Origin of the sequence: Pontibacter beigongshangensis (assembly GCF_014332515.1) — a bacterium.
In the GTDB taxonomy this organism is placed as follows: domain Bacteria; phylum Bacteroidota; class Bacteroidia; order Cytophagales; family Hymenobacteraceae; genus Pontibacter; species Pontibacter beigongshangensis.
Genome location: NZ_VFSD01000003.1, coordinates 120,746 through 130,454 on the forward strand (window position 1 = coordinate 120,746; position 9,709 = coordinate 130,454).

General features: G+C 45.4%; 15 protein-coding genes. 10 read left to right on the plus strand and 5 right to left on the minus strand.

Translation table 11 applies throughout. The features are described 5' to 3' along the window. Window positions 1–206: 206 nt before the first annotated feature. Window positions 207–1,295, minus strand: coding sequence for a hypothetical protein (locus tag FJM74_RS04175; RefSeq protein ID WP_187261314.1), 1,089 nt, complete (start codon window positions 1,293–1,295; stop codon window positions 207–209). Window positions 1,296–1,502: 207 nt separating this feature from the next. On the opposite strand from FJM74_RS04175, the gene FJM74_RS04180 reads away from it, so the two are divergent. The 7 genes from FJM74_RS04180 to FJM74_RS04210 are packed head-to-tail and all read left to right on the plus strand — an operon-like array spanning window position 1,503 to window position 5,735. Beyond that, window positions 1,503–1,835 (plus strand): hypothetical protein, encoded by a 333-nt coding sequence (locus FJM74_RS04180; RefSeq protein ID WP_187261315.1) that lies wholly within the window; start codon window positions 1,503–1,505, stop codon window positions 1,833–1,835. Further along, a complete protein-coding gene (locus FJM74_RS04185; protein WP_187261316.1) occupies window positions 1,835–3,187 on the plus strand; it encodes a hypothetical protein in 1,353 nt (450 codons plus the stop codon). Before FJM74_RS04180 ends, FJM74_RS04185 begins: the two co-directional genes overlap by 1 nt. A 13-nt stretch (window positions 3,188–3,200) precedes the next feature. Continuing rightward, window positions 3,201–4,199: a DUF6712 family protein gene (locus FJM74_RS04190; protein ID WP_187261317.1), complete on the plus strand. Its 999-nt coding sequence runs from the start codon at window positions 3,201–3,203 to the stop codon at window positions 4,197–4,199. A 7-nt stretch (window positions 4,200–4,206) separates the two neighbouring features. Next, complete coding sequence (locus FJM74_RS04195; protein ID WP_187261318.1) at window positions 4,207–4,368, plus strand: hypothetical protein; 162 nt, start codon at window positions 4,207–4,209, stop codon at window positions 4,366–4,368. A gap of 1 nt (window position 4,369) precedes the next feature. Next, window positions 4,370–4,825, plus strand: a complete 456-nt coding sequence (locus tag FJM74_RS04200; RefSeq protein ID WP_187261319.1) for a lysozyme — start codon at window positions 4,370–4,372, stop codon at window positions 4,823–4,825. 3 nt (window positions 4,826–4,828) lie between these two features. Beyond that, the gene (locus tag FJM74_RS04205; protein WP_187261320.1) at window positions 4,829–5,302 is read left to right on the plus strand and encodes a phage holin family protein; all 474 of its coding nucleotides are present in this window, start codon (window positions 4,829–4,831) and stop codon (window positions 5,300–5,302) included. A gap of 4 nt (window positions 5,303–5,306) precedes the next feature. Further along, the gene (locus FJM74_RS04210; RefSeq protein ID WP_187261321.1) at window positions 5,307–5,735 is read left to right on the plus strand and encodes a hypothetical protein; all 429 of its coding nucleotides are present in this window, start codon (window positions 5,307–5,309) and stop codon (window positions 5,733–5,735) included. Window positions 5,736–5,780: 45 nt separating this feature from the next. On the opposite strand, the gene FJM74_RS04215 is transcribed toward FJM74_RS04210, so the two are convergent. The 3 genes from FJM74_RS04215 to FJM74_RS04225 all read right to left on the minus strand — a co-directional run bounded on the left by FJM74_RS04215 (window position 5,781) and on the right by FJM74_RS04225 (window position 7,332). Next, complete coding sequence (locus FJM74_RS04215; protein WP_187261322.1) at window positions 5,781–6,548, minus strand: hypothetical protein; 768 nt, start codon at window positions 6,546–6,548, stop codon at window positions 5,781–5,783. A 245-nt stretch (window positions 6,549–6,793) separates the two neighbouring features. Beyond that, window positions 6,794–7,054 (minus strand): hypothetical protein, encoded by a 261-nt coding sequence (locus FJM74_RS04220; protein ID WP_187261323.1) that lies wholly within the window; start codon window positions 7,052–7,054, stop codon window positions 6,794–6,796. Window positions 7,055–7,155: 101 nt separating this feature from the next. Then, window positions 7,156–7,332 (minus strand): hypothetical protein, encoded by a 177-nt coding sequence (locus FJM74_RS04225; RefSeq protein WP_187261324.1) that lies wholly within the window; start codon window positions 7,330–7,332, stop codon window positions 7,156–7,158. 105 nt (window positions 7,333–7,437) lie between these two features. Here FJM74_RS04225 and FJM74_RS04230 point away from each other — a divergent pair, with 105 nt between their 5' ends. The 3 genes from FJM74_RS04230 (at window position 7,438) to FJM74_RS04240 (ending at window position 8,737) form a co-directional block, all read left to right on the plus strand. Next, complete coding sequence (locus FJM74_RS04230) at window positions 7,438–8,019, plus strand: phage antirepressor N-terminal domain-containing protein (protein WP_187261325.1); 582 nt, start codon at window positions 7,438–7,440, stop codon at window positions 8,017–8,019. 169 nt (window positions 8,020–8,188) lie between these two features. After that, a complete protein-coding gene (locus FJM74_RS04235; RefSeq protein WP_187261326.1) occupies window positions 8,189–8,455 on the plus strand; it encodes a hypothetical protein in 267 nt (88 codons plus the stop codon). Between the two features lie 3 nt (window positions 8,456–8,458). Further along, window positions 8,459–8,737 (plus strand): hypothetical protein, encoded by a 279-nt coding sequence (locus FJM74_RS04240; RefSeq protein WP_187261327.1) that lies wholly within the window; start codon window positions 8,459–8,461, stop codon window positions 8,735–8,737. 57 nt (window positions 8,738–8,794) lie between these two features. Here the strand turns inward: FJM74_RS04240 and FJM74_RS04245 are convergent, their stop codons facing one another. Beyond that, window positions 8,795–9,703 (minus strand): putative phage abortive infection protein, encoded by a 909-nt coding sequence (locus FJM74_RS04245; RefSeq protein WP_187261328.1) that lies wholly within the window; start codon window positions 9,701–9,703, stop codon window positions 8,795–8,797. Window positions 9,704–9,709: the final 6 nt, after the last annotated feature.

A 9,709-nucleotide genomic window follows, 5' to 3' on the forward strand; every position in this document is an offset into this window, starting at 1 on the left:
GCCGTGGCAATTGCCGCGTCGCGTCAGTGCACCGTCGGGGTGAGAACAGGCATTTTGAGACTGGGAAATAGTGTTGGAGGGCTAAAAATACAGAATGCGAGCCGGAAACGCGGTTTTTGCAAAAAAAACTTGAGACTGGGTTTTACCGAGGAAAGAAATTGAAATTTTCTACAATTCATCTTAAATGAATCAAATAAATATACTAACTACAATTTCGCTAAAGATGTCGTTAAGGATGATACTAAATCTTTTAGAGACTTTACAGTAATAATATCAGTAAGTTTGCCAATAGATGTTCCGGTTATGTAAGTATTGTAATTTTTATAACTAGATTTTCTATTAATTGCCCCCCCTGTTGAAACGTCAGAAGTAAAACTAGCAACACCTACTGTCGCTCCAGCTGATGAAGTAATTTTCCCCTCGCCATTAAAGCTTGATTCTCCCTTATTTGAAGCAAGGATAACCTCATAATTGGGAATAAGATTTATTTTATTAGAATCTATTCTCTCATGTGTTGGGATTTCATTAAGTATTGCATTTAATACATTAATTCTTTTTGTAAGTGCCTGTTTATCAGTCATTCCAAACTCCCCTTCTCCCTTATAGGCTTGATATAAAGGGGAAGCCATAACCCCTCCGACAACCATCATAGAATTATTCACAGTAGTTGCGCTTTTGGCTGCAGATTCAATAGAGGCAGAATTAATTCCACCAGAAGCACTAACTGCTGCAGAAATGTATCCTGAACAATCTAGATTATAAATAAAAGAATCGTACTCACCTTCGCCACTCATCAAGTAATTTGCTTCAGAAAAATTTATTCTTGTAGGGGCATCTCTTGCATATATAATTTTAGACTCCTTGCCGGCAGAATTTGTAAAAGTAAAACTATGAGCCAAAACTGTACCACCTGATTTACTTAATGCAAAGGCATCTACAGCTTTTACATTGTTCTGCACTATTTTTGGAATAAAACCGGTTCCATCAGTATTATCTAATTTAATCTTTTTTAACTTTTTTATGAATTGCCCGCCACAATTGCATCTATTGTTGGTAGGATCAAATATTTTGACGAGTTCTAGTTGAAGGTTTACTGGAAAAGAAGATCCTGTGACCGGCTGAACAACAGTTGGTTCAGAAAGTGATGAATCTAATTTAATTACATCTATTATTCTCTCCTGATATTCCTTATCCATTTTTTCATAATTGTAACTGCTGTAAAGGGCCTTCTGACTAGTACATGATTGAGTTAACGGCACGACAGCTAACAATAAATAATATAGTTTCTTCTTCATGTCAAAGTGATTTTAGTTGGTATGTTGATCAAGAACATTATTTTGCATTGCGTTATATATTGGTGAATCCTGTGAATGGAGCTACCAAGGAAGGGTATTTGAAAGTCGTTTACAATACTGATTTTTCAGTATTGTAAACGACTTTCAAATACCCTTCAGTTTTCTTGTCTTTTTTCCCCTCCCTCCAACTGCTGAAATTCGCTCTTGATGAGCAAGCAGATTATAAGGCTGAAGGAAGTGTTGGAGCTGATGGAGACGGCCACGGAGCCGTTCTCTATCCGGTACGTGAAGTGCAACAAACGCACAGGCGCAGGTGGCCAGATCGTGGAGCTGCCGCGTTGTTTTAAAACTTCCTCTCTTCCTAGAAAAGCAGCCAAAGCAAAAGGGCAACCGCACCAGGCAAAGGCTTCTGAAAGCCCCAAGAACCCGCACCACTACGAGAACTACACTCGCAACCTGATGGTGGTACCCAGTGGGCAGATCCGGAAGTGCAGCATCTGGCTCATCATTCAATTCAACGGAATGAAAGTGATTATCTGATGCGTGTAGTTGTAAACAAAGAAGGCACATTCGCTTATACCCCATCAGGGGCCGGAGCCATCATCAAGCTGAACGCTAGCTTTAGAGGCACCAGCTCGGCCAAAGGAGCCGATGCGCCTGGAGCCGCTGCCACCACGCCGGTGGTAAAAGCCATGGGCGACGAGATCGCCTCCTGGGGGGAGGATAACCTTTTCCCGCAAAACGTGATGAAGGACGTGGAGAAGAGCGAGGTGCTCTCCGACACGCTGACCTGGAAGGCCAAGGCCTGGTACGGCTCCGGCGTGGTGTATGGCTACGTGGAGCTGGATGACCAGGGCAACGAGAAGTTTATCCGGAAGCGGATGCCGGAGGTGGAGGAGTTCCTGAAACGCTCCAACATCAACCGCTATGCCCTGGAGGCGCTCACGGACATTTCCTTTTTCGCCAATGCTTTTCCGGAATTTATCCTGAGCAAGAATCGCAAGAAGATCGTGATGCTCACGGCGCAGGATGCGGTGTTCTGCCGCTTCTCCAAGCCCAAGACAAACGGCGTGATCAACTACTGCTACATCAACGCCAACTGGGACAACGGGGCCAACATCACTGACGAATACACCACCCGGGTGTCGGTGATCGACCCATACTTCGACCCGGTGGAGAGCCTGCGGGCCAGAACCGACGATTTCAAGTACATCTATCCCATCAATGTGCCCTCGCCGGGCAAGGCCGAGTACCAGCTGGCCAGCTGGAACGCCGTGCGCAAAACAGGCTGGCTCGATGTGGCCAAGGCTATTCCGGAGTTTAAGAAACAACTGTTCAAAAACCAGCTGAGCGTGAAGTACCTCATTGAGGTGCATTATGCCTACTGGGAGTGGAAATACGGCGACTGGAGCGCCAAGCCGGTGGAGGAGCGCCAGAAGATTATAGCAGAGGAGCTGGACTTCTTCAACTCTGTGATGGCCGGTACCGAGGGCGCTGGCAAGTCCATTATCGCCACTACCGTTCGCAACCCGAACACCGGCGAGGATATCCCGGCCTTCAAAGTGACGGCCATCGATGACAAGATCAAGGACGGCATCTACATCGAGGATTCGCAGGAGGCGGCCTCCTACATCTATACGGCCGTGGGCGTGGCTCCTACCCTGCGCGGTGTCTCGCCGGGCAAGGGAATGGGCGCAGGCTCCGGCTCCGATGCCCGCGTGGCCTTCAACAATTTCGTCTCCACCTCCCGCTTTGAGCAGGATTTGGTGCTGGAGCCGCTTAACCTGATCCGTGACTATAACGGCTGGGACCCTGAGCTGCAGTTTCGCTTCCAGAACCCGCTGATCATGACGCTCGACAAAGGCAAACAGGTGCAGCAGGAAACCGCCTAACACAACCTATACCATGGCTTTAATCAAAACAACAGAGGAGTTCCGCGCCCACGTGAGCGTGAACAAGAGCATCGACAGGCTGGACGCCATCATGGCCGATATTCTGCTCGTGGAGCGCGACCTGATAAAACGGCACCTGGGGCCGGAGCTCTACCAGGGGCTGCATGAAAAATACAACGCCGGCACCCTCACCGAAAAGCAGCAGGAGCTTTTGCACCTGGTGCAATACGCCCTGGCCAACCTGGCCATGGTGAGCTACATGGCCCTGAGCCAGGTGCAGATCTCGGCCGGTGCCATCACCAAAAGCGACAAGTCGGCTTATCGCTATCAGGTGCGCGAGCTCAAGCTCAACCTGGTCACCAAAGGCTACAATGGGCTGGAGGCGGTGCTGGAATTCCTGGAGGAGTATAAAAATGATGAAAATATCACGGAATTGGCAGGAAATTCCGCCGTAGTTGTCACTCGCGATTTCTTCGTCAATTCTGCTCGAGAGTTCAGCCAGCACTACAACATAAACGACTCCCGGCTTACTTATTTGAGCCTCCAGTCGATCATCCGGAAGGTGGAGCCGTTCGCTCTGGAACCGGTGCTGGGGGAGGAGTTTTTCTACCAGCTCCGCAGCGAGCTGAAGGCTGGCCAGGTGAGCGAGGAGAACCAACTTTTGCTGGAGCGCTACATCCGCCCTGCCGTGGCGCACCTGGTGGCGGCCAAGGCCATTGCCGAGCGCAGCTTCAAGTTCTCCGGAGACACTATCTCCCTTAACCTGGAGGAACTGGTGGATGACTCCAGCCAGGGAGCCGAAACCGACAACGAGAAACTGCTGCTAAAGAAAATAGAGCAGGCTTACACCGACGGCAACACCTTCCTGAACAAGCTCCGCGACTACCTCAACAAGCATGCCTCCGCCGAGAAATACGCCATCTACTTCGGGAGCGATCGCTACACGGCCCCTGATGCGACGCAGGTCGTGTTCCGCAACCAGCCAAATACTAAAGTATTCGCCTTTATCTAAGCCCCTTATGAGATTTATCTACCTGCTCTGCCTGCTGTTGCTGTTTGGTGGCTGCAACCCACGGCTGATGGGCGTTCGCTGCCCTGAGCCACAGAAAACCATGCTCAAGAAGCAGAAGCTCCGCAAGCCCTTGAAACCTGTTAAACAAGCCCCTGTGTGGCCATACTAAAATGAACAAGCACCTAAAGACAAACCCTCCCGGCCTGGCCCTCATCCATGAGTTTGAGAGCTGCCGACTCGAAGCTTACCTGTGCCCGGCCGGTATCTGGACCATCGGCTGGGGCTGCACCTTTTACGAGGACGGCACCCGCGTGAAGAAGGGCGACAGGATCAGTAAGAAACAGGCAGAGGACCTGTTTAAAACCATTCTTCCACGGTTCGAGGAGCAGGTGCGCAAGGCGGTGACCGCCCCCCTGACCCTGAACCAGTTCAGCGCCCTGGTGAGCTTCACGTTTAACTGCGGCGAAGCGAACCTGAAGAAAAGCACGCTGCTCAAAAAAGTAAACGCCAACCCCGCCGACCGCAGCATTGCCGCTGAGTTCGCCAAGTGGAAAAACGGGGGTGGCCGGGAGCTGCCGGGCCTGGTGCGGAGAAGAAAAGCGGAGTCTGACCTTTACTTCAGCTAAGCCATGCGCCTCTCTATCGCCCTATTCATGCTCACGCCCTTCCTGGCCACCGTGGAGGAGCTGGTGAACAAATACATCTTCTCGGACTGGAATTTTGTGGTGTTCCTGGTCATTGCCGTGATCCTCGACACCATGTCGGGTTTCTATGTGAGCCTTAAGCTCCGGAACATCCACTCCTTCAGGATGCGCTCAGTTTGGGAGAAGATCGCCCAGTATGCCATCGGGCTGATCATCGTGCATGGCATCGCCAGCCACATGGTGGATGGGGAGCCAAACCGGGTGGTGATCCTGGTGGTGCCCTTCATCAAGGGGCTTTGCTATTTCTACATGCTCGCCTGCGAAGCCATCTCTATTGAGGAGAACCTGAACAAAATCGGCAAGGGCATACTCCCGCATTGGATCAGCTCCAAGCTGCTCTCATTTAAAGAAACAGGCAAGGTGCCTGCCGAAGACGAAAAAGAACTACAGGCAAATTAATCTAATGAAAAAGCCCCTCCTGAGCCTTGTGCTCCTGTTGTTGCTGCTGGCCTGCAACCGGAATTTGCAAACCCAAACCTCGGTCATTACCGTGGATAGCCTGCACCTGGCTCCCGAAGCCAGTGCCCAGCTGGCAAAATTGGGCATTTGGCTTACGCCCCTGAACGAAACGCAGGCCCTGCTCACGCAGCCAGCCGCTAAAACCGGAAAAACAAAGTACAAGAATGTAGGCAATTCGGAGGTAAAACAGAAAGACGTAGGCAATGTGGACGTTGGTAAAAAAGCCGGGCAACAGCAGGATGTGGGGAATGTAAAGCAGAAAGATGTAGGAAACTTAGAGGAGAAAAGCCAAAGTTACTGGTGGGTGTGGGTACTTTTCATTCTGACTGCAGCTGGGCTTTTACATTTTTCACTTTGGAAGTTGCAAGGATAACGGACTCGTGTAAGCGGCGGCAAGGACATCGGCCATAGCTGCCGCTTACACATTGTTGTTAGTTGCAGTCATTTTTTCATTCATTTCAATCCAACTTTTTATTTCTGTATCATTCTCATGAATTGGAAAGCCTGAGTCTATTTGGAAATATAATACTTTATCAGAACCAACTTGTGTCGCTGTATACCACTTGTCATTAGCGAATCGCATTTTAAGGCCTTGATTGAATAGGCCGCCGCGAGATGTGAAGAATGTATTTATATTAACTCCATTTTCTTTATCTAACTTTATCCGCTTATATTGAATTGCAACATTCGGAGGATGATTTCCCAAATGGAATTTGTGCCTTATATTAGTAGTCCAGTAACTATTTAAGTCAATAAAATCTCCTCCAACTTCATAAACAGGACTTTCGCCTTTAACTATAAACACTATATCTCCTTCTTCCTTACTGGCATTGATGCTTCCAATTGTCATATAAACAAAGCTGTCTTTACCCAGCAGCTTATTCATCAGTTCCACTCCAGTTTTCTGAAGGTTTTGATTTATAACCTGACCAGTGGTTTCCAAGTCTTTTACAATATTTTCAAGACTTCTCAAAACTTTATCAAAGCTCGAATCTACTTTTTGCGTTTTACTGATTCTAACAAATTGTCCTAAAAACCAGCTCAGTAAAAAAAAACTGGTGGAAAAATTTGTTATGAAATCAGTCAAATCGTTTTGTGATTCATCATTGGTTGATACTTTATATGTTGCCCAAATGCAACTAATAATAAATTGTATATAGAATTCCTTGATAAATTGCTTGAACATAATTTATATAAATACAGCTAACTAGCGGCTAAAAGTAATAAACATACGGTCTATTATCGTCTTCTACAGACGACCGTAACTGAATAAACAATACACTATATAGTAAATTGGTTGAATTTAACGCTAATGCCAGGCTGCTCTTTAATCTGTGAAGCTCTAAAACCTTCGGAAGGTCATTTTCATTAGAATAATTTAAACCTCAGCATTGTATTAATCTGATCATCAGACGCCAATATTTTATTTCTTTATGAGATAGATAAAATTCTGATACCTACTCTTACATCTGCTTTATCATGTGGAGCTACAGCGGAACCTAAAAACACTTCTATTTCTTTGATCTCATAATTTTTATTCTCTAAAGTAAAATTGTCTCCAACTCTAAGAGCCTTTACACCTGGATGAGACTCATCAATTCCAATCTTTTCAAATAGAGTTGCTTCGTCTTCTATTTCTGGGTGTATATATTTTTCTGTGCTAATGTCAGATAAGTGAAGTCTTATTTCCATGTCTATCCTTTTTTATACATTTATATAAATCCCTCCATAGCTTGCTAAAGCTATAAAACCTCTGGAAGGCCATTTTCATTAGAATAATTTAAACCCCAGCATTACTTGCCGGGGTTTTCTTCTTTAGCTCCCTTTTTACCTAGTAAACACTCCTCTAAAACATCACTGGCTACATCTCTTAAAGTGGCTCTTTCCTTTTTATTAATCTTCCTATCAGCCTGAATCTTTAATAATTCAGTGTGTGCCTCATCCGAAATTTCTATTAATACTTTCTTCATAGACAAATATAGAAACAAACAGAAACAAAAGATATTTAAAATAACATTTGGTAATTAATAATTATTTATTCTACTTTGTTACACTTTGTAACAAAATGAAACAAAATGATAGCGCAAACAAAAATTATTGCCAACATCAACAAGGTCGATATAGTGGTAATTGAAAACGGTCAGAAACTTGTGCCGATAAGGCCAATCTGTAAAGCCTTCGGAATTGATGAAGATTCGCAAAAAAGGAAGATTCAAGGTGATGAAATTCTTGGTTCAGTTGCCACCCTGAGCGTGGCAACTGGAGCTGATGGAAAGAACTACGAAATGTTCTGCATACCTTATCGCTATGTCTTCGGTTGGCTATTCTCCATTAACTCAAAAAATGTAAAAGTCGAGGCGCAAGATGCTGTTCGTAGGTACAAGAGGCTCTGCTACGACATCTTGTACCAGAACTTCTCCGACCACACCGAGTTCCTGGAGCAGAAGCAGGCGGCCATGCAACAGCAGCTCGATAAGGTGCAGGAGGTGCGGGCCAAGTTCCGCAACACGCAGTACTCCCTAAAGCAGGAAAGCGAAAGACTGAACGGCATTAAAGACCTCACCTTTGAGCAGTGGCTGGCCAACAACCGCCAGTTGCAGTTCGAGTTTGTAGAACCTGCAAAAGACGAAGATTCCGTAACGAAGCTATTAAAATAAAAAGGCCCGGATGTTACGAGCATCCGAGCCAGTTCAACAAAATACATTGTCAAACAACTAAGCCTTAAAAGTATGCAAAATACTGCTAAAAAGAAACTGGCCCCGGTGGGGGTGTGGCACCTGCCTGCCAAAAAGCAGCACAAATCGTTCATCTCTAACCTGCCGCTCTATGCCAACCACTAACCAGCCGCCGCACCTGGTGCTCAACCAGCACACCAACCGCTACATAAACATACAGCCCTACCTCAACTACCTGCACGAGCGCTGCCACGATAAACCCGCCCAGCTAAACGACCAGCTCGAAAAGCTGATCCGCTTCGTAAGCCTCTACTTCGATAGCCAGGAAGCCGACTCCACGGAGCTGAAAAACGCCCTGGCCTTCCTCTTTGATATAAAGGATATGTTCGCTAGCATGCAGGAGTTTAAAAGCGCCTAAGCCATGAGCATTTCCAGAAGAGTAACGGATGGTCAGGAAGAACTGATCATCCGCAACGAGCCTCAGATAACAGAGGCTGTGTTAGGCGCGCTCATTGAGCTACTAAAAGCCATACCCGATGTCTCCGACCTTCAGGCCACGCTGGTGCAGATGGAAACCATCTGTGTAAAATATGCCTCAGATGAGTTTACGCTCTGGGAGGAAGAGCAAAAGCAGCTCCTGTTCCTGCACGAGTTTCTCCGGAAGATCAGGTTCAGGCAGAGTGGGGATACGATTGAGTGAAAAATAAAAGCTCAGGCAGGTGGTGCTTGAGCTTTCTTGTTTTAGTACAGTCTGATGTTAATTATCAAAGGCCTTTGAATTATACTCATCCCTCCAATCTGGATCATGTAGCATCTCCCAAGGCAAATTTTTAAGTAATGTGAATTCTTCAACCAGAGGCTTAAACTTTTCTTCACCATTTTCACTTAAACAATTATAAAAGATCCAAAGCAGCTCATAATCTGAAAGCTGTGCTCGGATCATAGATGTATATCTATAACGAGTAATATAATTTTCTACATGATAAGACTCATTATCATAGTGATTATCTGGATTTAATTCCAATTCTGGATAAGAATGAAATTCTGTCTCTTTAACTAATTTTATAATTCTATAGAGATTTCTGAAGTAATGACCAAAATCAGTTTGAGCTTCCTTATATAATTCAAGATATATAGAGTTGAAATCAGACTCGATATTTTTTTCTATACATTGCCGAAGTTCTTCATATTTTTTCTTAAAAACGTCTCTGCCTTTAAGGGTAATACTTTCATATTGGGTAGGACTTGCAATTGTCTGACCTAATGTCCTTGCACTGGTCCTCTTTTCTCTACTTATCTCTAAGTCTATTGCATCAACAATTTGATGGTGGAGTGATAAAAGATTGAAGAATGTATTTTCAAAGCGTTGAAGTTTTAATGTAAAGTTCTGGGTTTTAAACTCTTTTCTAGTTTCTCTTAGCTCGTTTCTCTGTAGAATTAGTTCTTTCCTTTGAAGAAGAATAGTAAAAATTATCCCTGCCAGTGCTAATCCAGAGAAGATAGCATTAACGCTCCCAAACATATCCCCAAACGTTCCCCGTTCTTCGGCTGGCATATTTCTTAGGCTGAAGTATGTAAGAAACCAAAACCCTATAATAATCAGTGTTGCGAGGGTACCGATTACCCATATATAAGTATCTTTTTCTTCCTTTTTCTTAAGAGCCATACGATG

Bases quoted from the DNA above. Each gene is read 5' to 3' on its own strand.
- FJM74_RS04175 (WP_187261314.1), bottom strand. From the start codon at position 1,295: ATGAAGAAGAAACTATATTATTTATTGTTAGCTGTCGTGCCGTTAACT.
- FJM74_RS04210 (WP_187261321.1), top strand. From the start codon at position 5,307: ATGAAAAAGCCCCTCCTGAGCCTTGTGCTCCTGTTGTTGCTGCTGGCC.
- FJM74_RS04195 (WP_187261318.1), top strand. From the start codon at position 4,207: ATGAGATTTATCTACCTGCTCTGCCTGCTGTTGCTGTTTGGTGGCTGC.
- FJM74_RS04180 (WP_187261315.1), top strand. From the start codon at position 1,503: ATGAGCAAGCAGATTATAAGGCTGAAGGAAGTGTTGGAGCTGATGGAG.
- FJM74_RS04225 (WP_187261324.1), bottom strand. From the start codon at position 7,332: ATGAAGAAAGTATTAATAGAAATTTCGGATGAGGCACACACTGAATTA.
- FJM74_RS04240 (WP_187261327.1), top strand. From the start codon at position 8,459: ATGAGCATTTCCAGAAGAGTAACGGATGGTCAGGAAGAACTGATCATC.
- FJM74_RS04205 (WP_187261320.1), top strand. From the start codon at position 4,829: ATGCGCCTCTCTATCGCCCTATTCATGCTCACGCCCTTCCTGGCCACC.
- FJM74_RS04215 (WP_187261322.1), bottom strand. From the start codon at position 6,548: ATGTTCAAGCAATTTATCAAGGAATTCTATATACAATTTATTATTAGT.
- FJM74_RS04245 (WP_187261328.1), bottom strand. From the start codon at position 9,703: ATGGCTCTTAAGAAAAAGGAAGAAAAAGATACTTATATATGGGTAATC.
- FJM74_RS04190 (WP_187261317.1), top strand. From the start codon at position 3,201: ATGGCTTTAATCAAAACAACAGAGGAGTTCCGCGCCCACGTGAGCGTG.
- FJM74_RS04230 (WP_187261325.1), top strand. From the start codon at position 7,438: ATGATAGCGCAAACAAAAATTATTGCCAACATCAACAAGGTCGATATA.
- FJM74_RS04235 (WP_187261326.1), top strand. From the start codon at position 8,189: ATGCCAACCACTAACCAGCCGCCGCACCTGGTGCTCAACCAGCACACC.
- FJM74_RS04200 (WP_187261319.1), top strand. From the start codon at position 4,370: ATGAACAAGCACCTAAAGACAAACCCTCCCGGCCTGGCCCTCATCCAT.
- FJM74_RS04185 (WP_187261316.1), top strand. From the start codon at position 1,835: ATGCGTGTAGTTGTAAACAAAGAAGGCACATTCGCTTATACCCCATCA.
- FJM74_RS04220 (WP_187261323.1), bottom strand. From the start codon at position 7,054: ATGGAAATAAGACTTCACTTATCTGACATTAGCACAGAAAAATATATA.